Annotated in this window: 18 protein-coding genes; 12 read left to right on the top strand and 6 right to left on the bottom strand. The window is 60.0% G+C overall.

What is annotated here, in order from left to right:
- The first annotated feature begins 19 nt into the window (after positions 1 to 19).
- Both B8746_RS06180 and B8746_RS06175 read left to right on the top strand, forming a co-directional pair.
- Positions 20 to 1,129 carry a glycosyltransferase family 4 protein gene (locus B8746_RS06180; RefSeq protein ID WP_084392546.1) on the top strand — a complete coding sequence of 370 codons (1,110 nt, stop codon included), beginning with the start codon at positions 20 to 22 and terminating at the stop codon, positions 1,127 to 1,129.
- Positions 1,126 to 2,010: a phosphotransferase gene (locus tag B8746_RS06175; protein ID WP_084392544.1), complete on the top strand. Its 885-nt coding sequence runs from the start codon at positions 1,126 to 1,128 to the stop codon at positions 2,008 to 2,010. The genes B8746_RS06180 and B8746_RS06175 overlap by 4 nt, the downstream gene beginning before the upstream one ends.
- Here the strand turns inward: B8746_RS06175 and B8746_RS06170 are convergent.
- The gene (locus B8746_RS06170) at positions 2,007 to 3,098 is read right to left on the bottom strand and encodes a substrate-binding domain-containing protein (protein ID WP_084392541.1); all 1,092 of its coding nucleotides are present in this window, start codon (positions 3,096 to 3,098) and stop codon (positions 2,007 to 2,009) included. The two genes, B8746_RS06175 and B8746_RS06170, sit on opposite strands and share 4 nt — an antisense overlap.
- A gap of 53 nt (positions 3,099 to 3,151) precedes the next feature.
- Positions 3,152 to 4,057, bottom strand: a complete 906-nt coding sequence (gene murI / locus B8746_RS06165) for a glutamate racemase (RefSeq protein WP_233123981.1) — start codon at positions 4,055 to 4,057, stop codon at positions 3,152 to 3,154.
- 209 nt (positions 4,058 to 4,266) lie between these two features.
- On the opposite strand from murI, the gene B8746_RS06160 reads away from it, so the two are divergent.
- Positions 4,267 to 4,890, top strand: a complete 624-nt coding sequence (locus B8746_RS06160; protein ID WP_084392539.1) for a hypothetical protein — start codon at positions 4,267 to 4,269, stop codon at positions 4,888 to 4,890.
- 57 nt (positions 4,891 to 4,947) lie between these two features.
- Here the strand turns inward: B8746_RS06160 and aguB are convergent, their stop codons facing one another.
- From aguB to B8746_RS06145, 3 genes are all read right to left on the bottom strand, one after another.
- Complete coding sequence (gene aguB / locus B8746_RS06155; protein ID WP_084392537.1) at positions 4,948 to 5,790, bottom strand: N-carbamoylputrescine amidase; 843 nt, start codon at positions 5,788 to 5,790, stop codon at positions 4,948 to 4,950.
- Positions 5,787 to 6,794 (bottom strand): agmatine deiminase family protein, encoded by a 1,008-nt coding sequence (locus B8746_RS06150; RefSeq protein WP_084392535.1) that lies wholly within the window; start codon positions 6,792 to 6,794, stop codon positions 5,787 to 5,789. The genes aguB and B8746_RS06150 overlap by 4 nt, the downstream gene beginning before the upstream one ends.
- Before the next feature lie 85 nt (positions 6,795 to 6,879).
- Positions 6,880 to 9,966, bottom strand: coding sequence for a TonB-dependent receptor (locus B8746_RS06145; protein WP_084392533.1), 3,087 nt, complete (start codon positions 9,964 to 9,966; stop codon positions 6,880 to 6,882).
- Positions 9,967 to 10,180: 214 nt separating this feature from the next.
- Here B8746_RS06145 and B8746_RS06140 point away from each other — a divergent pair, with 214 nt between their 5' ends.
- From B8746_RS06140 to B8746_RS06100, 9 genes are all read left to right on the top strand, one after another.
- On the top strand, positions 10,181 to 11,902 hold the full coding sequence (locus B8746_RS06140; protein WP_084392531.1) for an ArnT family glycosyltransferase: 1,722 nt from the start codon (positions 10,181 to 10,183) through the stop codon (positions 11,900 to 11,902).
- A 49-nt stretch (positions 11,903 to 11,951) separates the two neighbouring features.
- Positions 11,952 to 14,681 carry a helicase-related protein gene (locus tag B8746_RS06135; RefSeq protein WP_084392529.1) on the top strand — a complete coding sequence of 910 codons (2,730 nt, stop codon included), beginning with the start codon at positions 11,952 to 11,954 and terminating at the stop codon, positions 14,679 to 14,681.
- Positions 14,672 to 14,977: a S4 domain-containing protein gene (locus B8746_RS06130; RefSeq protein WP_233124053.1), complete on the top strand. Its 306-nt coding sequence runs from the start codon at positions 14,672 to 14,674 to the stop codon at positions 14,975 to 14,977. Before B8746_RS06135 ends, B8746_RS06130 begins: the two co-directional genes overlap by 10 nt.
- Positions 14,934 to 15,413, top strand: coding sequence for a tellurite resistance TerB family protein (locus B8746_RS06125; RefSeq protein ID WP_233123979.1), 480 nt, complete (start codon positions 14,934 to 14,936; stop codon positions 15,411 to 15,413). Before B8746_RS06130 ends, B8746_RS06125 begins: the two co-directional genes overlap by 44 nt.
- 64 nt (positions 15,414 to 15,477) lie before the next feature.
- Entirely contained in the window at positions 15,478 to 15,819 is a 342-nt protein-coding gene (gene fdxA / locus B8746_RS06120; RefSeq protein WP_084392527.1) for a ferredoxin FdxA, read from the top strand.
- A gap of 154 nt (positions 15,820 to 15,973) precedes the next feature.
- Positions 15,974 to 16,501 carry a CarD family transcriptional regulator gene (locus B8746_RS06115; RefSeq protein ID WP_084392525.1) on the top strand — a complete coding sequence of 176 codons (528 nt, stop codon included), beginning with the start codon at positions 15,974 to 15,976 and terminating at the stop codon, positions 16,499 to 16,501.
- 153 nt (positions 16,502 to 16,654) lie between these two features.
- Positions 16,655 to 17,539 carry an RNA polymerase factor sigma-32 gene (locus B8746_RS06110; protein WP_084392522.1) on the top strand — a complete coding sequence of 295 codons (885 nt, stop codon included), beginning with the start codon at positions 16,655 to 16,657 and terminating at the stop codon, positions 17,537 to 17,539.
- Positions 17,540 to 17,719: 180 nt separating this feature from the next.
- Complete coding sequence (clpB, locus tag B8746_RS06105) at positions 17,720 to 20,347, top strand: ATP-dependent chaperone ClpB (RefSeq protein WP_084392519.1); 2,628 nt, start codon at positions 17,720 to 17,722, stop codon at positions 20,345 to 20,347.
- A gap of 480 nt (positions 20,348 to 20,827) precedes the next feature.
- The gene (locus B8746_RS06100; RefSeq protein WP_084392517.1) at positions 20,828 to 21,175 is read left to right on the top strand and encodes a UrcA family protein; all 348 of its coding nucleotides are present in this window, start codon (positions 20,828 to 20,830) and stop codon (positions 21,173 to 21,175) included.
- Positions 21,176 to 21,273: 98 nt separating this feature from the next.
- Here B8746_RS06100 and B8746_RS06095 read toward each other — a convergent pair whose 3' ends face one another.
- A complete protein-coding gene (locus B8746_RS06095; protein WP_233123976.1) occupies positions 21,274 to 22,632 on the bottom strand; it encodes a M23 family metallopeptidase in 1,359 nt (452 codons plus the stop codon).
- Positions 22,633 to 22,788: the final 156 nt, after the last annotated feature.

The following is a 22,788-nucleotide window of genomic DNA, read 5'->3' as shown; positions in this document are numbered from 1 at the left end:
CCAGTCACAAGGAGAGCCAATGCGTATTATGCTGATTACCGACGCCTGGGAGCCACAGGTAAACGGAGTAGTACGCACCATGAAGCGGGTAATCGCCGAGTGTGAGAAAATGGGCCATGAGTGGGAAGTTGTCTCACCCGCCGATGGCTTCACAACTGTTCCCTTGCCGACCTATAGCGAAATCAAGCTCGCCCTGTTTGCGCGCAAACAGATCACCGAGCGCTTTGAGAGCTTCCAGCCGGATGCCGTGCACATCGCGACGGAAGGCACGCTGGGCCTTGCGGGCCGGGCCATGTGCCTGAAGGAAAAACACCCCTTCTCGACGTCCTATCACACGCGCTTTCCCGAATATGTGTCGGCGCGAATCCCGATTCCGACAGCCTGGGGCTATGGCTATGTACGCTGGTTCCACAAATATTCCGGCAAGGTGATGGTCGCGACACCGTCCATGCGCAAGGAGCTGGAAGAGCACCGCTTCAACAATGTCGTCTCGTGGACGCGCGGGGTCGACACCGAACTGTTCAACCCGTCGCGCCGGATCGAGGAAGGCCAGCCGGGCGATCCCTTTGCGGGATTGCCGCGCCCGATCTTCCTGAATGTCGGCCGTGTTGCCGTCGAGAAGAATATCGAAGCCTTTGTCGAACTGGACCTACCCGGCTCCAAAGTGGTTGTCGGCGAGGGCCCGCAGCTTGCCGAGCTGAAAAAGAAATATCCGAAGGTCCATTTCCTCGGCGCAAAATTTGGCGAGGACCTCGCAACCTGTTTTGCGAGCGCGGATGTCTTCTGCTTTCCGAGCCTCACCGACACGTTCGGTCTGGTGATTCTCGAGGCCATGGCGGCCGGAACGCCCGTTGCCGCCTTCGACGCTCCCGGCCCGCGTGATATCATCCCGGGCTCGGATGCCGGCGTGATCAGCGAGGACCTGAAGCAGGCCTGTCTCGACTGCCTCAAGCTGTCGCGGGACACAGCCCGGACCTATGCCGAAGGCTATAGCTGGCGGGCCTGCGCCGAAGCCTTCATCGAAAACCTCGATCCATTGCCGGTGCCAGAGCGCAAACGCTTTTGGCAGAAGATTCGCCTGCGCCGGCGCAAGAAGAGAGCGACTGCAGGGCCCACGGGTAGCGAGTGAGTAATCGGCCGGACATCAGGCTGATCCGTGCGCTGGTCCAGTCCAGCTTTCCCGACCTGGCGCATGCGAAGATCCGGTCTGCCCGCACACACGGGACCGACAATTACATCTACCGCATCGATAACGACCTCGCCCTGCGCATTGCGAGGTCCGATGAAAGTGCCCCCGCCCTCATCTGCCGCGAACAGGTGGCGCTGAAAGAGCTGAACGACCTTTCGCTTCAAACGCCAAAATTCCTCGCGCGCGGTCTGTTGCCGAAGCCGGACAATCGGCCGTGGGTGATCTGCACCTGGCTAGAGGGCAAGAGCGCCGAACTGGCAGCTTACAAGGCGACAGAAGCCGATGCGAAACGCCTCGCCCTCTTCCTGCTTGACCTGCAAGGGTGCAGGAAGGAACCGGCGAGCGAGCCAGCTCCGGACAATCACTGGCGCGGCGTCGGTCTTGCCAAGCGAGACACCCCTACCCGAAAGGCCATCGTCACCCTGTCAGATGAGTTCGATGCGGCGAAACTCCGCCGCCTGTGGCATGCCTCGGTCAATGCCGCGAGCTGTCCTCGCCGGGACTACACCTGGATCCATGGCGACCTGCACACCGGTAATCTGGTGGTCAGCGAGGGCGCACTGACAGGCGTAATCGACTGGGGCCTCAGCGCAATCGGGGACCCGGCATGCGACCTGATGGCAGGTTTCACCGTGTTCGAAGGCGCCGCCCGAGATGCGTTCGCAAACGCCATGAAGGCAAGCGAGGCTGACTGGCTGCGCGGGCGCGGCTGGGCTCTTTCGACCTCCGTGATTGCCCTGGCCCACTATCGCGGAGGCGACACGCCAATCGTGGCGCGGTCGCGGGCAATCCTTCAGAATCTGCTGGCTGAAACAGCCTAGCTTTCAGAAGCCATGATTTCGAGCGCAAGGGCTTTCTCCCGCGTCGCAATCCGTTCATCTTCCTGCAGCGGAATGAGCCCCTTTTCGACGAGATAACCGGTCGGTCCCCATGCGTCTTCCTGGGTAAACTCGGAGATGAATTCCGGAATTCCGGGCACGAGGCTCACATTCTGTTTCTTCACATAGAAGAACATGGAGCGAGAGATTCCGTACTCCCCGCTTGCGATCTGCTCGAAGGTCGGGTCGGTACCTTCTATGTGCGCGCCTTTGAGCCGGTCGAGGTTCTGCTCAAGGAAGGAATAGCCCATGATGCCGATACTGTCGGGGTTTTTCATCAGGGTCTGGACAATGGCCGTATCGTTCTCGCCGGAGTCGATCCACTTGCCATCATTGCGGATCGTTGTCGCCTTCTTGACGAAATCATCCTTGTCGCTCTCCTTCAGGGCCGCAAGTTCGGCCACTTCTTCCGCGCCGCCTTCCATTGCGAGTTCTGCGAAGGCGTCACGCGTTCCTGATGTCGGTGGCGGACCGGAAACCAGAATCTGCATGTCAGGCAGGTGATCAGCCACATCCTTCCAGGTCTGGTGAGGATTCTTGATCCAGCCGCCCTTGCCATCTGGCAGTTCAGCGGCGAGCGCACGGAAGATTTCCTCCTTGGACAGGTCGAGTTCGGGCGAACCCTTGGCATTGGCGAGCACGATACCGTCATAGCCGATCTTCACTTCAACGAGCTGGGTGATCCCGGCTTTCGCACAAAGCTCGACCTCGGACGGTTTGATCGGCCGCGACGCATTGGAAATGGAGGGCTGGTCAGGGCCAATGCCATTGCAGAAGGCCTTGAACCCGCCGCCTGTGCCGGTGGTCTCGACAATCGGGGTTGGGAATTCCGAGATCGCTCCGAACTGCTCCGCCACGGTGGTCGAGAACGGCGCGACGGTCGACGAGCCGACAATCTTGATCTTCTCATCCGGTGACGCAGCGAGCACAGGCACGGTGCCAGTGCTGGCATCAATTTGGGAAAGGTCCGTTTCCGGCGCACAGGCTGCGAGAACGAAACCGGCTGTTAGGATGGCGAGTACTGACCGCATGGAAGGCCCCCGATTGATTCACTGCGAGATGAATTATCGAAGTTTTGTGACAGTCACATGCGCGCCGAAGCACTTTCTGCATCTGTGCTGTCTGAGACAGTGCGGACATTCGGGAAACCGAAGCGGCGGCAGACTTTCACGAGGCGCTGGTTCAGCGCCGGATCATTGGTCAGCCAGACATGCCCGCCAGGCCGGTCGACAGGATTGCGATTGGCCGTCTCGCGGGCCAGAACGCGCAGGGTCTGTCGCGCGATCGCTGCCCCGGAGTCGATATATTTTACCGGCCTCGGCGCCGTGGCGGCCAATTGCTCGCGTACCAGCGGAAAATGCGTGCAGGCCAGAACGACAGTATCAACCTGCCGCCCGCCCTCGGCTTCAAAGATCGGCGCTTGTGCATCGCCGATTGCGGCGGCATCCACACGCTCACCTGCGGCATGCGCCTCGGCGAGACGGACGAGATCAATGCTTCCATGCAGGATAACCGACACATCCTGCGCAAATTCCTTGATCAAGCGCGCCGTATAGGCCCGGCGGATGGTGCCCGGCGTGGCAAGGAGCCCGATCACGCCCGTCCGTGTTTCCGCCACGGCCGGCTTGATGGCAGGCACCGTGCCGATGACAGGAATATCAAGCGCAGCACGAACCTCCTCCAGCGCCAGCGTGCTCGCCGTATTGCAGGCAATCACGAAGACATCCGGGCGGGATCTGCTGACGAGACTGGCGGCGATCCGTGGCAGACGTTCGCGCAATTCGGCGTCTGACTTGTCGCCATAGGGAAAGAAACCGGTATCGGCGGCATAGTCGACGGCAATCTGCGGTGCTCGCGCCATGATTTCCCGCGCCACGGTGAGCCCGCCCATGCCGGAATCAAAGACCAGCACGCGCCCCGATTCCGGGACGGGCACAAGGCGGCTGGCAAGGGTCCTGTCCATTGGCATGATGCGATCCTTCGCGAGCATAGGATGGTTCGCCTTGGGCGTTAATATGGCGTTCGCGGCTCAAAAATAAGTCTCGCCGCAGTGCTCATTGCGGCCCACAGAGCCTGTCCGGCCCGCCCCAGTTACGCTGCACCGCAACACGGCCAGGAGTGCGCATTACCCCCAATGCTTGAAATAGCGGCCAAAAGTCGCTATGTTGCACTGCAGCATACGCGCAAAGGAGCGCTGAAATGACAACCGCTGAAACGAAACTGAACCCAATTGAGCTTTTCACCGAATCGCTGACGGCCTGGGGCGATCTCGGTCGCAGTGCCAGTGAAGCCTGGCTTGAAACCGTGATGTCGATCGGCGCCAACGCCGAAACTGCCACCTCGGAAGACATGACCCGCGACGTGTTCCGCAAGCTCGCTGATCTTAATCTGCAGCACTGGGAACATGCCGCCAAACTCGTCGAAACCCTTCCGGGCTGGATGAAATGGCCGCAGACTGTTCCTGGCGGCGTCATGACAGACTGGTTCGACCAGATGCGGCGCCCGATGGATTTCGATGCGTACACCAACTTCTTCGATTTCGAGAAGTTTGCCGGTGGCATGCCGACCAACGCGCTCCAGCGTCCGGCTGGACTTGACGCGCCCGACGGCACGCCTGACGACCTCACCCGCATCAAGGGTATTGGCCCAAAACTGTCGCAGACGCTGAACGATCTCGGTATCTTCCACTTCAAGCAGATCGCCGCCTGGCAGGACGCCGAAGCCAAGTGGATTGACGACTTCCTCGCCTTCAAGGGTCGCGTCGCGCGTGAGCAATGGATCGAGCAAGCGCAGAAATTCGCCGCGAACGGCTCACTGCACTAGTCTTGCCACGGCAATTCAGTCTGCGAACGGGCTGGTCATCGACTGGCCCGTTTTGCTTTACCCCAGCACATCATAAAGATCAGTGCGCCTGTCACGGAAGAAACCCCAGGCGGCGCGGTGGCGGTCCAGGAAGTCGAGGTCGAACTCGGCTGTGATGACGCCTTCATCCGTCCGGCCCAGCTCGGATACGATTTCGCCAGCATGGTCGGCAATGAAGCTGGTGCCATAGAACACCTGCCCCTCTTCGTCGCCCGTCCGGTTCGCCGCGACGACAGGGGTGACGTTCGAAACGGCATGGCCCTGCATCGCCCGCCGCCAGCGCGCCGCCGTATCGAGGCTGTCATCATGCGGCTCTGACCCTATCGCCGTGGGGTAAAAAAGCACGTCCGCCCCCATCAGAGCCATGGCGCGTGCCGCTTCGGGGAACCACTGGTCCCAGCAGATGCCAACGCCAATCGTGCCCTTCATCGTCTCCCAGACGCGGAACCCTGTATTGCCGGGGCGGAAATAGAATTTCTCCATATAGCCGGGGCCATCCGGAATATGGCTCTTTCGATAGACGCCAAGCGGGGTGCCGTCCGCATCGATAATAACGATGGAATTATAGTATTCCGGCCCATCCTTCTCATAGATCGAGACCGGGATGACGACACCGAGCTCACCAGCCAGCTCCGCCAGCTGTTCGACTGCCGGGTGCTCTGCCCACGGATAGGCGGTGGCAAAGAACTTCTCATCCTGAACCTTGCAGAAATAATGGTCGCAGAAGAGTTCTGACGGCAGGATGATGTCTGCGCCCTGCGCGGCCGCTTCGCGCACCAGCCCCTTCACCTTGTCGATATTGGCCTGCATGTCCTGGCTGAGGCTGGCCTGGATCGCAGCGACTTTCAGGGTACGGCTCATGTGGACAATCCTTCGTCAATTTCTGGGACCTGCTGCGTCATGCAGTGGAAACTGCCGCCGCCGGTCAGGATATGGTTGGCCGGAAGCGCGATAACCTCGTGGTCCGGCATCAGCGCCTGCAGCTCGGCTTCTGCAATCTTCGAATATGTGTCTTCATAGACCGGCAGTATCACGCGACCATTGGAGATCAGGAAGTTCATATGGCTGGCCGGGATCGGCTCGCCGTCCTCATCCTCAAGTCGGCCTGGCGAGGGGATGGTCGAGACTTCGAGTTCGACCGAGCGGAGCTCATCCTCGATCGCGCGCAGAATGTCCGCATTCGGATCATCATCGCCCGACGGCGTCTGGCAGAGCACGTGTCCCGGCCCGATGAAGCGCGCAATATTGTCGACATGGCCATCGGTGTGGTCACCCAGCAGGCCATCGCCGAGCCAGATGATGCGGCTTACATTGAAGGCGAGCTTCAAATTCTCCTCAGCCGTCTTTTCGGTCCACCCCTCATTGCGATTGGGGTTGAGCACGCACTGGCGCGTCGTGATCAGGTTGCCGTCGCCGTCCTGCTCGACAGCCCCGCCCTCGAGAACGAAAGGCAGGCGCTTCAGGGGATGGCCCTCAAGGCGCGCAATCGCCGCAGCGGTTTCGGTGTCGCCCTCCAGCTCATACTTCCCGCCCCAGCCATTGAACTCGAAGCCGAGCCCTTCCAGCCGGTTCAGATATTTCACAAAGACCGGGCCGATATCGCGCAGCCAGATGTCACCCATTGGCGCATCATACATCTCGGCAAGATCGCCGATCAGGTCGGCCGCCTCAGCCCTCGACGCCGGGTCGCCAATGACCAGCTTGACCTTCACCACAGGCGAGAGCGCCTTCACCAGCGCCGCAATCTCGCGCTGGGCGCCGTCATAATCTTCGGCCCACGCATCCTTGAGATGTGGCCAGCCAACCCAGACAGAAGACTGCGGGGCCCATTCAGGCGGGGTAAAGGCGATGGTCGTATCGGTCATATCGCGCGATGTGCCATAGAGCAGCCCAAAGAGAAAGGGCGGCCCACATGGAGCCGCCCTTCCGGAGTTTGTATCGCTGGAGTTCCTAGAACTCGTAGCGAAGTCCGAAGCGGATTTCGTAGCGTGATGCATCGCCCACACGACCTTCGCAACGCTCGGTTGGGGTACCGGTCGCATCGACGGTACACTGACGCGGGAAGCCTGGTTGACGCAGGATGCCCCATTCGTCGTTGAGCAGGTTGGTAAAGTTGTCGATGACAACGAAGCCAGACGCAACATGGTCGTTCGGCAGCAGGAATTCCTGCTCGATCTTGATGTCAGCTTTCGCCCACCAGGAGCCTTCCTCGCCGTTCCGGACCTGTCCGGCAGCCAGATACGGATTACCTTCGAGGAACGGGGTGAAGCCCGAAATGTTGTTGGCACCCTCGTCAATGACAAGGCTGTATGGAAGGCCAGAATTGGCCTGCGCAAACAGGGAGAAGCGCGTCGCATTGTCACCGAAGAACGCTTTCTCATAGTTCACGAGCGCGGTGAAGCGGTGCTTGATGTTGTAGTCGGAAACGGCCGAGCTCACATCCTGTGGTTCCGCGAAGGCGCGGTTCACATAGTTGGAGAAGGCCACCGACGACGTCATCGGGTGAACATCTTCTGCATCCGAGTAGGCATAGCCAAACGACCAGTCGAGACCGAAATCGTAATCCTTCGACACCGCAGCGGACAGAAGCAGTGAATGCGCATCGTCGTTTGAGTTGGTCAGGACGAAGGCCGGTTCACGAACGCTGGAATAGGTCGTGTAGACGCGGCCGTCTGGGCCAGTCGTCGTGCCCGAAGCTTCCAGGTCACCGCGGATCCAGACAGCGCTGTTCTCGGTGATCGTGTAGAGGGCATCTGCAGACACGACATACTCGCCGCCAAGTGCTGGCAGGTCGACAAATTTCGTCGCGCCAAGAGCCATCTTCACTTCGTATGGAAGCTTGAAGTCCGGATCGAGGTAGTTGATCTCGAAGTTCGAGCCTTGCCCAGCGGCGACAGCGTCAATCATGGCTTGCGGCACACAATAGCCCGGGCCGGTTGGGACACCATCCTCACACATGCCGTAAGGAATGGTGAAGATCGATGGACCGCTATTCTGCTCGAGGCCGAATGCACCGCCGTCTGCACCAAACTGCAGAACGTTGTTCGCAGAGAAGGTGTTCGACAGCCAGACATTCGGGTTACCGCCAGAGTAGACACCGATACCGCCGCGAAGATCGAGATCGTCGTTCACGTCCCAGGTAAAGCCAACGCGCGGCTGAAGCAGGCCTTCGCCATCCAGGTTTTGCGAGTTGGAGAAACCATAGTCAGCGAGGAAATCAGCATTTTCGGCTGGCTTGTCGTCAGTTGTGTACCAGTCATAACGCAGCCCGGCAGTCAGGACGAAACCGGTGCCGAAGTCATACTCGTCTTGCGCATAGAGCGTGTTGATCGAGTAACCCCAGTCCGCAGCCGCGTCATTCGGGTCGCCTGAAGGCGCGTTGTTGTAGTTGATGTTGTCAGCATAACCGAGTGCAAAGTTCTCGATTGCCGGGTCGAACACGCCTGGAAGCGGGTAACCGCTTGACGCGTCGAAGTCGATCTCGGTTTCAACATGCTGGACGAAGAGGTTGAAGACATCGAGGTCTTCGCGCTCATAACCGAACGAGATGTTGTGGCTGCCTGCGGTGTAGAAACCTTTCAGGGCGAGGTTGAACGTCTCATAGTACAGCTTGTTGGCCTGACGGGAATCGTCGCCACCAAGATAGACGTCGACATCGTCAGTCTCGATCGTGATTTCACCAAAATCGGTGCCGCCCAGTGACTGCTGACGGTTGTCAAGTTCGGAATAGCCAATGCGGACTTCAGTCGAGAAGTTATCGGTCCAGTCAGAGTAGAGCGACCCGACATAAGCCGTCAGCTCTGCACCGCGCTCATAAAGGTGGTTGGAGAATTCCAGCTCGGACAGGTCACCATCGGACGGAACGATGTTGAAACCGTCATTCCAGTTATAGGTGAAGGCTGCACGATGGTTCTCGTTGATGTTCCAGTCGAGCTTGACGAGGATTTTTTCGTCTTCGTTGCTGAAGCTTGATGGGATCGTGCCTGGCTCATAGCCATAGATCTCGCGCGCGATGCGGGCAATCTCATCGACTTCGGCCTGGGTGATGTCCACCTCGTTGACCGCACCTGAGCCGATCGGGCCACGGTCAAACAGATTGGCCCCTTCCAGTTTTTCATAGGCAGCGAAGAAGAACAGCTTGTCCTTGACGATCGGGCCGCCGATACCGAAGCCGTAGCGATACTCGTCATAGTCACCGCCGACGATTTCGTCACCTTCCAGGCTGTCACCGCGCAGGTCGTTGCTGGTGTAATCCCCGAAGACATATCCGTGGAATTCATTCGTACCGGACTTGGTCACAGCGTTGATGTTACAGGCCGAGAATCCGCCATACTGGACGTCGAACGGTGCCAGCTCTACGGAGACCTGGTCAATCGCGTCGTAAGAGAAGGGGATGCGCTCTGTCGGATAACCGTTGGAGTTGAGGCCGAAATTGTCGTTCAGCTTCACGCCGTCGACGGTCAACGAGTTGAAGCGCGAGTTCTTGCCGGCACACTGCACAGCGTTGATGTCGCCGCGGGACTCGTCAACAAAAACGCGCGGGTCGATCCGCAGAACGTCGGTGATGTTGCGGTTGATGGCTGGCGCTTTCTCGAGCGTTTCGCGGGAGAAAGTTGCCGATGGGCCGACTGCGACCTGAGCGAGACCCGCGGTAGAGCCCGTCACAACAACGGTTTCCATGGTGCGGTTGCCATCGGACAGGACAAAGTTGACTTCCGACGCGTCGCCGAGGCTCAGCGCCACGTCGTTGACTTCCTGGCTCTGGAACTCGTCGGCCATGACGGACACCGAGTAGACCCCGCCAGCTGGCAGGTTACGGACGACAAATTGTCCGCTGGTGGTGGTCGTCGTTGTACGGACAAGGCCAGTTGATGCGTCGCGGACATAAACGTCCGCATTCGCGACAGGTGCGCCGGCTGCGTCGGTGACATTACCGCGGACGCTGGAGGTCGTGACCTGTGCTTCTGCAGGTGCGATGATCGCGGCGGTGAACAGCGATGCTGCTGCTACACCGGACAATAGTTTCCAGTTGGACATGAAGAACCCCTCTTCGGTTGCACAGCTTCAGCGGCCATCACTTACAATGCCGAAGCCAATTAACCGCGCCTCTATTGTCCGTTCGCAACAGTTTTGTGACACTCCTGTTACTCTTCTGTGCACTGCAACATTGCACCGAAAATGCTTGCAAAAAGGCAACAGTTGGATGGCGCCGCTGGTCAACTCGCACGCCGCGCGCTAGCAGGCAGGTGAGATGTTTTATGCCGATGCTGACAGTCCAAAATATGCGCGCCTTACGGCTCTGATTCTTATTGGCCTTTTGGCGTTAAGGTTAGTCTGTGTCCTGCTCTCCCCACTCGAACTGTATGCGGACGAAGCCCAGTACTGGCGATGGGGGCAGTCTCTGGACTGGGGTTATTACTCCAAACCGCCCCTGATCGCCTGGGTCATCCATGCGAGCACGGCAACCTTCGGCGATTCCGCCTGGGCAGTGCGGGTGCCCGCGCCCTTCCTGCACACCATTGCCGCTTATGTCCTCTTCCTCCTCGGGCGAAGAATGGCGAGTGCCAGGATCGGACTGATGGCAGCCGTCGGCTATGCGCTGATGCCGGCTGTATGGCTGTCCTCGACAGTCCTGTCGACCGATGGCGTCCTGATGCCGGTCTGGGCGAGCGCCCTCTACCTGTTGTGGCGCGTTCGCGAAGGTGGCACCGGATGGGGCGTGTACATTGCGCTCGGCGGCGCAGTCGGCCTCGGCTTCCTCGCCAAGTATGCGATGCTCTACTTTGCGATCGGTGCCGCGTTGGCGGCACTCATCGACAGGCCGACGCGACGGTCGCTGCTCAACCTCAAAGGCGTCGCGGCACTGCTGACGGCGCTCATCATCATCGCGCCGCACCTTGCCTGGAACGCGCAGAATGATTTTGCGACTGTCGGGCACACGGTGGACAATGCCAATCTCGGCGGGGAGCTGTTCAACCCTGAAAATGCCCTCAAATTCCTGGCCGACCAGATGGGCGTCTTCGGACCGATCAGCTTCCTGGCCCTGATTGGCGGCCTCATCTTCATGCGCCGGACCGCGAAAGGCGAGCAGGCCAGGCTGGAGCTCTGGCTCGCCTGCTTCACCCTGCCTGTCCTGATCATTATTTTCGGTCAGTCGATCCTGTCGCGCGCCCACGCCAACTGGGCAGCGACGGCCTATCCGGCCGCCTCGGTGCTCGTCGCCCTCCTGCTGGTGAGGGCGCAGCCCAACCGGCAGCTCTGGTACTGGATCGCCGGCGTCACAGGGCTCTGTTTCCTTCTCATTCCCGATTTTACGGTCGTAACAAGACTTGTCGCAGGTCTTGTCTGGGCGGGCGCGATCATGGGTGCGGCCTATGTGTCGAGGTTCAAGCCGGAAGGCCTCTTCTGGACGGGACTTGGCCTGCACGCTGCACTGGGCCTAGGCATGGTGGTCGCCATGACATTTGCCAATGCGCTTTCCGGCCCGCTCGGCCTCGACAATGCGTTCAAGCGCACGCGGGGCTGGGACGAGCTCTCAGACAAACTGGCAGCTTTCGTCGAACAGTCCGGCACGCCGAGCGCTGTCATGGTCGATGAACGGGAAATCTGGCATGGCCTCGATTTCTATCTCAAGGACCGTATCGACGCGCCGCTCATCCTGTGGCGCTACAATGAAGGGGCGCACAGCTTTGCCGAGCAGCAGCCGATGACGGATGCACTGGACGGTGATGTCCTCATTGCCAGCTATCGCCCCAATCGCCGCCCGGCCATTGCCGCCGATTTCGAGAGGTTCGAAAAGGTCGGAGACGTCAGCGTCGACCTGGGTGAGCGTTCGAATGGATGCCCATTGACGCGGCAGCTGGTACTCTACCGGGCGTCCGGCTTCGACCCGCTGCCACGGTCACAGGACTGGGTCGACCGGTTCGACGGCGAGACGCTTGATGCGCCAGAGCCTTGCCCGACGAACGAATAGACGCCACATCGCTTGAAGCTTCTCCTCAATTTCTGGCAGGTGCAGTCATATGGGCACCCTGAAGGCCGTTCTCGGGCCGACCAATACCGGCAAGACTCACTACGCCATCGAACGCATGATGGGACACGGCACGGGCATGATCGGCCTGCCGCTTCGCCTGCTTGCGCGCGAGGTCTATGACCGGGTCGTCAAGGCAAAGGGCGAAAAAGCCGTCGCGCTGATCACAGGCGAGGAACGGATCGAGCCGCCACAGGCGCGCTACTGGATCTGCACCGTCGAATCCATGCCGGTCCACAAGCGCGTGGACTTCCTCGCCATTGATGAGATCCAGCTTGCCGAGGATGATGATCGCGGCCACGTCTTCACCGACCGCATCCTGCACGCACGGGGCACTTCCGAAACCATGCTGCTCGGTGCCGAGACGATGCGGGGCGTCCTTCGTGAGCTCGATCTCGACGTCTCCACCGATACGCGAGAGCGCTTCTCGCAGCTGCACTATGCCGGCCCGGCCAAGGTCACCAAACTGCCCAAGCGCACGGCTATCGTCGCCTTCTCGACCGAGCAGGTCTACGCCATTGGCGAGCTGCTGAAGCGCCAGAAAGGCGGCGCGGCGATTGTCATGGGCGCGCTTAGCCCGCGCACCCGAAACGCGCAGGTCGCGCTCTACCAGTCGGGAGAGGTCGACTATCTGGTCGCCACGGATGCCATCGGCATGGGGCTTAATCTCGATGTCGAGCGTATCGCCTTTGCAGCCCGCTCCAAATTTGACGGGCGCCAGCATCGCTGGCTGACCGATGCCGAGTGCGGACAGATTGCAGGGCGCGCCGGACGTTTCAGGACCGATGGGGAATTTGGCGAGACGGGCGACTGCCCGCCTTTCGAGGACGAGACCTGGCGCGCCATCGAGGAAAATCGCTTCGATCCGGTCGACGAGCTGCAATGGCGCAATTCCGATCTCGACTACCGCTCGATCAGGACACTGATCGCCAGCCTGGCCCGTCCGTCCGGACGCCCGACGCTAAGGCAGAACCCGCATGCACTTGATGAATGGGTCCTGCGAAGGATGGCGGAGGATGCCGATATCGGGCCGGAGATACGCGGCGAACGGAAAGTCCGCCGTCTGTGGGATCTTGCTCGCCTGCCGGACTTTCGCAAGGCCGGCCATGAAGGCCATGGCAGGCTTGTCCTCGGCCTCGCCGAAACACTCGCCGATCCCGACGCACGCCTTGGCGATACGGCCATGTCGATTCGGATGGAGAACCTTGAGGCCAATGTGCCGGACATTGCCAGCCTCCAACAGCGGCTTGCCATGATCCGCACTTGGACCTATGCCGCCCATCGTGAAGACTGGCTGGAAAACCCGGCCTATTGGCGCGAACGGACAAGGGAAATTGAAGACAGGTTGTCAGATGCCCTTCACGCCGCCCTCACATTGCGCTTTGTTGACCGCCGAACGACGGCCCTGCTGGCTGGGCTGAAAAGGGAAGACCTTCTTGTGACCGAATTGTCCGACACTGGAGAAGTAACCGTCGAGGGCCATGTCGTCGGCAAACTTGTAGGCCTGCAGTTCGAGCCTGCATCGACAGCGCAGACGCTGGAAGGCAAGGCTGTACGGACTGCCGCAGTAACAGCGCTTGGGCCAATCCTGGCCGAACGCCTCGGAGAGATTGCCGGTGCCCCGGCCGAAGCTTTCGCCCTGTCGGACGCAGGCACCATCACCTGGAAAGAGGCCGAGATTGCGCGCCTCAAGCCAGGTCCCGACTGGCTCGCCCCACGCCTTGAACTGATCGGCGCTGAAGACGCCGAAAATCACCGCAAGGATGCTGCGCTGAAACGAGTTGAAGAATGGCTCGGCGCTGAGATGCTTCGAGTGCTTCCTACGCACGCGAAACTGAAAACCGGGGAAACCGGCAAGGAACTTGAGGGCATGGCGCGAGGCCTTGCTTTCCAGTTGCTCGAGAGTGGCGCCGCAGTGGACCTTCGTCAGGACAAGACTTCCGGGCAGATCACGCCAGAGCAGCGCGAAGCGATGAAAGCGGCTGGACTCCGCACCGGCCGCGTTGCCGCGCACATTCCGGACGCCCAGAAGCCTGCGGCGCAGCGCATGATCGCCATTCTGCAGGCGAGCCAGACCGGCGAGACCCGCCGCGTCGCTCCTGAGGGGGCCGGCTCCTTTCCGCTGGACGGCGAGTGGGCCGAAAGCGAGCTCAATTCTCAGGGCTATATCCGTTTCGGGCCCCGCGCGGTGCGGGCTGACCTTGCCGAACGCCTCGGCTGGGAAGTCTCCAAACGCCGCCGTGAAGCTGGCACCCCGACTTTCGAACTTCCCGCAGAACTCGCCTCCATCGTGTCCTGCCCGGGAGAGGAGTTCCCGGCCATATTGAAAGGCTTCGGCCTGGCGCCTGCCGAAAAGGATGCCGAAACAGGCGCGATCACCAAGTGGCGGTTTCTGTCGCGGCATCGTCAGGAGGCGCCGTCCCGCAATCGCAAGACCGGCGGAAAGCCTGCAAATCGCCCCCCCAAGGGCAAGGGCGGCAAGCCTCGTCACGAGACCCGCAGCGGCGGGCAAGGCCCTCGGCGGCCCGAAAAGCAGCCAGACCCGAACAGTCCATTCGCGGCGCTCGCAGCCTTGCTGCCGCCGCCCCCACCCCCGCCGAAACCGAAGAAGAAAAAGAAAAAAAGCAGGCCTGCCGCCCAGAAGCCGGAGGGTGTTGCAAAGCCGACAGAACCACCTGCAGATCCCGCAAAACCGGACCGCCCACCGGAGCAATCGTCATAAGCGAGGACATCCGGCTCGATGTCTGGCTCTGGCGCGCGCGCTTCTTCAAGACGCGCGCCATCTCTGCAGATTTTGTCTCAAAGCGAGGCGTGCGCATCTCGCGCGGGCTCGAAACCCGCAAGGTGAACAAGCCGGGCATGCGGGTCGTGGCGGGAGATGTTGTAAGTTTTGCCTTGCGGACCAACATTGTGACCGTCAGGGTCCTGCAGGCTGGCACACGTCGTGGCCCGGCCGCAGAAGCGCAAACCCTATATGAAACGCTGGTCCAGGAATCTGGGGGAAACCAAGATGCTTGATGCCTTGAGACGACTGTTTTCGCGGCGACCGGGTCCGGTCAATCGCGATATAGACCCGCAAGTCGCGGCGGCCGCCCTGCTGGTACAGGCCGCCCTGGTTGACGGGGTCTATGCCAATCTCGAAAGCGACCAGATCGCCGAAATCCTGCTCGACAGCCTTGGCCTGGATGCCGACCGTGTGGATGAGGTGCTGGAACAGGGCGAGGAGCTGGCGGAAGAAGCGACAGGCGCCCACGAATTCACCCATCAGGTCAAGAAGCTCCCCCTGCTTGAACGCGTGCGCGTCATCGAAGGGCTGTACCTCGTTTCCATGGCGGATGGCGCCGCCTGCAAGTTCGAGGAAGCCTTCATCCGGCACGTTGCCAGCCTCCTGCATGTGGACGACATCAGGCGGGCCCAGGCGCGCCGCCGCGCTGAATCGCGCCAGCCGCGGTGATTGACTTGAACGTCGATCCCCTCCAAATGCAGCCTGTCAAATCAACAGCCTCCCGGAATTCTGAATGACCTATATCGTTGTCGACGCCTGCATCCGCTGCAAATACATGGATTGTGTCGAGGTTTGTCCGGTCGACTGCTTCTATGAGGGCGAGAACATGCTCGTCATCCACCCGGATGAGTGCATCGATTGCGGCGTGTGCGAGCCGGAATGCCCTGTCGAGGCGATCAAGCCCGACACCGAAGACGACCCGGACTCCAAATGGCTGAAACTCAATACTGAGTACGCCAAGATATGGCCAAATATTACCCGCATGAAGGAGCCTCCGGCCGACCGCGAAGCGTTCGCGCAAGAGACCGGAAAGCTTGAAAAGTATTTCAGCGAAAAGCCAGGCGAAGGCGACTGACAATCGACCCGTGTCACGGCACAGTTGTTAAATAGTCGTTTTTCTGATATATATTTACAGTCAAACTTATAGGGAGCCTGCTTACATCTCCGGACCGACTTTATCTGTCACCGGGGGAAGCGGGCTCTTGTTGCGTAGAAAGGCAATCAGGAACATGGCAACCAAGGCACAGGGTGATACTCAGGAACTCACGTTTGAGGTCGGTCAGTCCGTCGTCTATCCGGCACATGGTGTTGGCAAGATCACGGCGATTGAGAAGCAGACCGTCGCTGGAATGTCACTTGAAGTCTATGTCGTCTCATTCGATCAGGACAAGATGATCCTTCGCGTTCCGACCAACCGCGCCGAAGCCTCCGGCATGCGTTCTCTGGCCGGCTCGAAACTCGTCGACGATGCGCTGAAGACGCTTGGCGGCAAGGCCCGCATCAAGCGCACCATGTGGTCGCGCCGCGCACAGGAATACGAAGCCAAGATCAATTCCGGCAACCTGATCTCCATCGCCGAAGTCGTCCGCGACCTTCACCGCGGCGACGACCAGCCTGAGCAGTCCTATTCCGAGCGCCAGCTTTACGAGAGTGCGCTCGACCGGATGGCCCGCGAACTGGCTGCTGTCGAGAACACCGATCACGACACTGCAATGGAACGTCTTGCCAAGTCGCTGGCCAAAAAAAAAGCGGCCTAGTCGAAGACTAGAGACAACAGACTGAAGGAAAGCCCTGCCTCACCGGCGGGGCTTTTTCTTTGTAGTTTCTGAAAAATTGTTGAGGCCAGTGATCCACCAGGCGGGCTCTCGCGTAAAAGCGGTAAAGCAAGTGCGCAAGTTGGGAGCAAAAACATGGCCACATCCCGAACCTCGGAAAACGCAGACCGTCGTTTCGTCCGAAAGGCCATGAACAAACCAATGCTCAGCGCCGAGCATGAGCACGACCTTGCCCTCCGGTGGCGTGATGACCGCGATGAAGAGGCGCTGCACGAGCTGACCAGCGCCTATATGCGCCTTGTCATCTCCATGGCGTCAAAGTTCCGTCATTATGGCCTTGCCCTTCCGGACCTGGTGCAGGAAGGCAATGTCGGCCTGATGCAGGCCGCTGCCCGATTTGATCCAGACCGCGAAGTTCGTTTCTCGACCTATGCTTCCTGGTGGATACGCTCATCCATCCAGGACTTTGTCCTTCGCAACTGGTCGATCGTCCGCACTGGCACCACCGCTGCGCAAAAATCCCTCTTCTTTAACCTCAAGCGTTTGCGCGCGAAGATTGATGATACTGGCGATGGCACATTGACGCCGGAGAACAAGACCTGGATCGCAACACATCTCGGCGTCAAGGAGCGCGAGGTCGAGACGATGGCTTCGCGCCTGTCAGCATCCGACCGTTCGCTCAATGCGCCGCTCAGCACCGATAGCGAAGCCCAGTGGCAGGACCTGCTGGAAGACGAAAATTCCGTCACCGAGGACCGCGTCATGGCAAGCCGGGACGGCGAACGCCGCAAGCAATGGATCGCTGAAGCCCTGCGAACGCTGACCGAGCGGGAGAATCTCATCATCCGCGAACGCCGCCTGACCGATGACACCGTCACGCTGGAAGTACTCGGCAAACGTCTTGGCATCTCCAAGGAGCGGGTCCGCCAGATTGAACATCAGGCGCTCGGCAAGCTTCGCAATGCACTGGTTTCCATGGTGGGCGACCCCGAAGAGACCGGTCTGATACCTGTCGGCTAGCCCCTCCCTCTCCGGCCGACAGAAGGGGCTGCAAGTCATCTTGCAGCCCCTTTTAACGATACCCATATCCGTCTGAGACAGGCCGCCGCTGAGCGGGGCCTTCAATGACAATACCCGGTTGGGCGCAGCCATACTGGCCCGGCCTTTCGATATGAAATCTGCCTTTGAAAGGGGATAGACATGAATTTTGACACTTATACCGAACGTGCGCGAAGCGTAATTCAGACGGCCCAGACTGGCGCACTCGCTGCGGGCCACCAGATTTTCCTGCCTGAACATATCCTGAAAGCCCTGCTGGAAGATCGTGACCGCATGGCCGCGAATCTCATCCGCGCTGCTGGTGGTAATCCGGAAATTGTGCAGCAGAAAACCGATGAAGCCCTGCGCGGCCAGCCTTCTGTCTCCGGAGGCGATGCGGGCCTGCGCCTTGATCAGAAGACAGCAAAACTGTTTGCAGACGCCGAAGCGGCCTCCCGGAAAGCTGGCGACAGCTATATTACTGTCGAGCGCTTGCTGGCTGCGATGGCCGGACTCTCCGGCTCGAAGGTCCAGGAAGCACTCAAAGCCGGCGGCGTCGACCAGTCCGGCCTCGAAGCGGCTGTCACACAACTACGCCAGGGCCGCACAGCCGACACTGAGAACGCCGAAGAAGGCTATGAAGCGCTGAAGAAATACACGCGCGACCTGACCGCTGATGCGCGCTCAGGCAAGCTCGATCCAGTTATTGGACGCGACGAGGAAATCCGTCGCACCATCCAGGTCCTGTCCCGCCGGTCGAAGAACAATCCTGTCCTTATCGGTGAACCCGGCGTCGGCAAGACGGCCATCGCCGAAGGGCTCGCCTTGCGCATCATCAATGGCGATGTACCCGAGAGCCTGAAGGACAAGCGCCTGCTTGCCCTTGATATGGGTGCATTGATCGCAGGCGCGAAGTTCCGCGGTGAGTTCGAAGAACGGCTGAAAGCGGTGATCAAGGAGATTGAACAGGCCGAAGGCGGCGTGGTGCTCTTCATTGACGAGATGCACACCCTGGTCGGTGCCGGCAAGACCGATGGCGCGATGGATGCGTCGAACCTGCTGAAGCCGGCCCTGGCACGCGGCGAACTGCACTGTGTTGGCGCAACGACCCTGGATGAGTACCGCAAATATGTTGAGGGCGACCCGGCGCTCGCACGTCGTTTCATGGCCGTCTATATCGACGAACCGACCGTGGAGGATACAGTGTCCATCCTGCGCGGCCTGAAAGGCCGTTATGAAGCCCATCACGGCGTTCGAGTTTCAGACGCAGCTATCGTCTCGGCCGCCAGCCTGTCCAATCGCTACATCACGGACCGTTTCCTGCCGGACAAGGCCATCGACCTGATGGATGAAGCAGCCTCCCGTTTGCGGATGCAGGTTGACTCCAAGCCCGAGGAGCTGGACGAGATCGACCGGCGGCTGCTGCAGCTTCGCATCGAAGCCGAGGCCCTGAAAAAGGAAAAGGACCAGGCGTCCAGAGACCGTCTTGAGAATATCGAAAGCGAGATTGACGCGCTCCAGGCGCAGTCGGACGAGCTGACGACAGCCTGGGCGGCCGAGAAAGAGAAGTTGAAGGGCGCGGCCTCCGCCAAGGAAGAGCTCGACCGGGCACATGCCGAAATGGCCGAAGCCCAGCGCCGAGGTGACCTCTCGCGCGCTTCCGAGCTGAAATATGCGGTCATTCCGAAGCTCGAAGCGCAGATTGCCGCTGTCGAAGCCTCAGAAAGTGACGAGGGCGATGCTACCCCCGGCCTCGTTTCCGAAGTGGTGCGACCTGAGCATATTGCCGCCGTCGTTTCCAAATGGACGGGAATTCCTGTCGACAAGATGATGGAAGGCGAACGCGAGAAGCTTCTGAGTATGGAAAACAAACTCATGGAGCGTGTCGTGGGCCAGGACGAAGCCCTGTCAGCCGTTTCGAACGCGGTCCGCCGCGCCCGGGCCGGCCTGCAGGATCCGCATCGCCCGATCGGCTCTTTCCTGTTCATCGGCCCGACCGGTGTCGGCAAGACGGAGCTGACCAAGGCGCTCGCCGAATTCATGTTCGACGACGACTCGGCCGTGCTACGCCTCGACATGTCGGAATTTCAGGAGAAGCACTCGGTCGCCCGCCTCATTGGCGCACCTCCCGGCTATGTCGGCTATGAGGAAGGCGGCGTGCTCACGGAAGCGGTCCGCCGGCGGCCTTATCAGGTTGTCCTCTTTGACGAAGTGGAGAAGGCCCATCCGGACCTTTTCAATACCCTGCTTCAGGTACTGGATGACGGACGGCTCACCGACGGCCATGGGCGGACGGTCGACTTCCGCAACACGATCATCATCATGACGTCAAACCTTGGCGCCGAGGCCCTTGCCAGTGGAGACGCCGGCGAGATCAGCGAAGCCCAGCGCGAAGCGGTGATGATGGCGGTGCGGGGTCATTTCCGTCCGGAATTCATCAACCGGATCGACGAGATCGTCTTCTTCAAGCGGCTCGGCCGCGGTGAGATCGACTATATCGTCGATATCCAGATGGATCGCCTGTCGAAGTTGCTTGCCGAACGCAAGATCAAGGTCGAGCTGTCGGAGGCGGCCCGGACCTGGCTTGCCGAGCGGGGTTACGACCCGGTCTATGGCGCGCGCCCCCTGAAACGCGTCATCCAGAAGGAGCTGCAGGATCCGCTGGCCCGGCTGGTCCTTGAGGGCAAGGTCGCCGACAACAGCACGGTCGAGATCGACGTCGAAGGCAATATCCTGTCGATCAATGGCGTGCCCAATAATTTTGCCAAAGGCGCTGCAGCGCTGAACTAGACACTCTTTCCCAGGCTCACCCGGCGCCTCACCGCGCCGGGTGATTTTTTCCAAGGACCGATAGCGTCTCCGCAGACCCCCGGTCGCGGACATCGGGTGGAATATCCAATGCAACGATGATGATCGCCAGACGGCGAAAGACTGAGCCGGTTGCGGGCGTCACGCGCCGTGGGGTGTTCAACGTATCACCGACAGCTGCTTGACGCGCTTACGCCCACCACTAGAGCTCTGAATTGTATGGATAAACGTACTGTTCGACGCGTCGCAAATTGTGCTGGAACGGAACCCATGATGCGCTCATAAACGCGCATTTTCTGAGCGTTGGCTGCGCCAAATTTATGCGTTTTTGCATATCAATTATCCCATATCATGCTTGCTAGCATGCCGCAGTCGCGAGATATCTATGCTGCACCCGCGAAGAGCGCGGGGCATTGGGGACGGGCAACGACCCGCACAACCAAATATTGAAAGGCTTTTCCAATGAAAAAGCGCGTTTCCTCCATCCTGTTCGCTCTCTCCATCTTTGGCGGTGTTGCACACGCTGAAGAATTTACCGAAGTGAACGCCACGCTCACCTTCGACACCACCTTGCTCGACTCGCAGGAAGGTGCGACCGAAGTCCTCGCCAGCCTTGAAAAGCAGGCGGCCGCCAATTGCCGCAAGGTTTCCGGCGTTTCTATCGGTCTCGTGGTCGACGAAGTCTGCGCACAGGACATTCTGTTCCAGGCCGTCAACCAGATCGCCGATCCGGAACTGACCGCGGCATATTCCAATTCCGAGCTTTTTGTTGAAACGGTCTCTGACCGTATCCAGCTCGCCGGACTTTAAGGTCCCTCGCGACCTCAAAAGGCTCAAATGAAAAAGCCCTGGCCAGAAAAGACGGCCGGGGCTTTTTTGCATTTGCTTTAGAAGCACGAGCGTCAGATTCAGGGTGCAGGCGGTACCGCGACGGTGTCGACCGGATAAGAGCCCTGATCAGAGACCAGTTCCACCTCGGCCTGAGGCATGCCCAGCGCATCGATTTCGCCACGGCGCTGAAGGAAGTCTTCCATGATCTCCGGCGTATCGGCGAGCTTTCGCCCCGTCGGCAAGTCGAGCGTCATCGCATTAACCGGCTTGCCGCGGACGAGGACCTCATAATGCAGGTGCGGACCGGTCGACGCCCCCGTGGATCCGACATAACCGATAATGTCGCCCTGGCGAACACGCTGGCCCGTCTTGTACTTGCCGAAGCGTGACAGGTGGGCATACGCCGTCGAATACCCATTCGCGTGCCTGATGCGAACATAATTGCCATAGCCACCATAGCGGTTTGCGCGCTCAATCGTGCCATGTCCGGCCGCATAGACAGGCGTCCCGGTCGGGGCCGCAAAGTCGGTGCCCTTGTGCAGCTTGTTGTATCCGGAGATCGGATGGCGGCGATATCCAAAGCTTGATGACAGGCGCGCCCCGTTGATCGGCGTCTTCATGAGGAATTTTGTGGCCGCTTCGCCATTCTTGTCGAAGTAATCCATCACGCCATCATCGGACGGTGTGAACTGGTAGTAGCCCTTTTTCAGCGACTTGCCATTGATGGCAGCGTAGAGGACTTCGCCCGTGCGAACGCGATTTCCGCGCTCGTCCACCATTTCCTCATACACCATCTCGAAACTGTCGCCCGGATGGATATCGCGCTGGAAGTCGAGGTCGTAGCCGAAAATCCTGGCAAAATCGACGACTTGCTGGTCGCGGGCACCCTGCGCAAGGGCGGCCTCATAGATGCTGGTGTCAATCGTCGCCGAGATGCGACGGGCAACCGGCCGGGTCTGCGCGCTGAGGACGACAGGGATGAAGTCGCCGCCCGTCACACGCTTGGAAAGGATCTGCCTGCCGGCCTCATTCGAAATGGAAAGCGAGGTGAGCTGCGCTTCGTCCGGCCCTGAAAAATTGGCCTTGATCTCGAGCCCGGGACGCACCCGTCGCGGATCGATCAGCTCGGCGTCATAGACGGCGCGCAAGGCGCGGCTGGCATCGGCCGGCGAAGCGCCCAGCTGCTGGACGAGCTCCGTCAGCGTTTCGCGCGATTTCAGTTTTCCATCGCGCGCAACAATGGCCGGACCAGTGTCCATGTCATCGGCAGAGAGCAGCGTGGTCGCAAGCGGAACCGCCAGGCTGACCTGAACAACCGGCTGCGCTTCGGCCTTCCGCGCCTGTCCTATAAAGTAGAATGTCGACAGGCTGACGGCAGCAGACGCTACCCCCAAGAGGGCGAAACTGGCCATGCCGCGTGATAGCTCAATATTCAAACTGGGCCTCCATGCCTTCCAGCGTGTCAAACACGTTGGGAAACTTCAAGCTAATGCCCCTGTCGGTTGATCGACCTGGCCCCATATATGGCCAGTGGTTTAATCAATCCGGCCCTGAAGCGTCTTAATTTCTACACAACCGGGTGTGCAAGTCAC

The sequence above is a fragment of the Henriciella pelagia genome (genome assembly GCF_002088945.1).
Classification (GTDB): Bacteria; Pseudomonadota; Alphaproteobacteria; order Caulobacterales; family Hyphomonadaceae; genus Henriciella; species Henriciella pelagia.
Note: the sequence above shows the minus strand (reverse complement) of the source record. Positions and strands in the feature narration are given on the sequence as shown.

What these genes read in the sequence shown, in the direction of transcription:
- B8746_RS06180 (WP_084392546.1), top strand. Translation starts at nt 20, where the DNA reads ATGCGTATTATGCTGATTACCGACGCCTGGGAGCCACAGGTAAACGGA.
- B8746_RS06170 (WP_084392541.1), bottom strand. Translation starts at nt 3,098, where the DNA reads ATGCGGTCAGTACTCGCCATCCTAACAGCCGGTTTCGTTCTCGCAGCC.
- murI (WP_233123981.1), bottom strand. Translation starts at nt 4,057, where the DNA reads ATGCTCGCGAAGGATCGCATCATGCCAATGGACAGGACCCTTGCCAGC.
- B8746_RS06160 (WP_084392539.1), top strand. Translation starts at nt 4,267, where the DNA reads ATGACAACCGCTGAAACGAAACTGAACCCAATTGAGCTTTTCACCGAA.
- aguB (WP_084392537.1), bottom strand. Translation starts at nt 5,790, where the DNA reads ATGAGCCGTACCCTGAAAGTCGCTGCGATCCAGGCCAGCCTCAGCCAG.
- B8746_RS06150 (WP_084392535.1), bottom strand. Translation starts at nt 6,794, where the DNA reads ATGACCGATACGACCATCGCCTTTACCCCGCCTGAATGGGCCCCGCAG.
- B8746_RS06145 (WP_084392533.1), bottom strand. Translation starts at nt 9,966, where the DNA reads ATGTCCAACTGGAAACTATTGTCCGGTGTAGCAGCAGCATCGCTGTTC.
- B8746_RS06140 (WP_084392531.1), top strand. Translation starts at nt 10,181, where the DNA reads ATGTTTTATGCCGATGCTGACAGTCCAAAATATGCGCGCCTTACGGCT.
- B8746_RS06135 (WP_084392529.1), top strand. Translation starts at nt 11,952, where the DNA reads ATGGGCACCCTGAAGGCCGTTCTCGGGCCGACCAATACCGGCAAGACT.
- B8746_RS06125 (WP_233123979.1), top strand. Translation starts at nt 14,934, where the DNA reads ATGAAACGCTGGTCCAGGAATCTGGGGGAAACCAAGATGCTTGATGCC.
- fdxA (WP_084392527.1), top strand. Translation starts at nt 15,478, where the DNA reads ATGACCTATATCGTTGTCGACGCCTGCATCCGCTGCAAATACATGGAT.
- B8746_RS06115 (WP_084392525.1), top strand. Translation starts at nt 15,974, where the DNA reads ATGGCAACCAAGGCACAGGGTGATACTCAGGAACTCACGTTTGAGGTC.
- B8746_RS06110 (WP_084392522.1), top strand. Translation starts at nt 16,655, where the DNA reads ATGGCCACATCCCGAACCTCGGAAAACGCAGACCGTCGTTTCGTCCGA.
- clpB (WP_084392519.1), top strand. Translation starts at nt 17,720, where the DNA reads ATGAATTTTGACACTTATACCGAACGTGCGCGAAGCGTAATTCAGACG.
- B8746_RS06100 (WP_084392517.1), top strand. Translation starts at nt 20,828, where the DNA reads ATGAAAAAGCGCGTTTCCTCCATCCTGTTCGCTCTCTCCATCTTTGGC.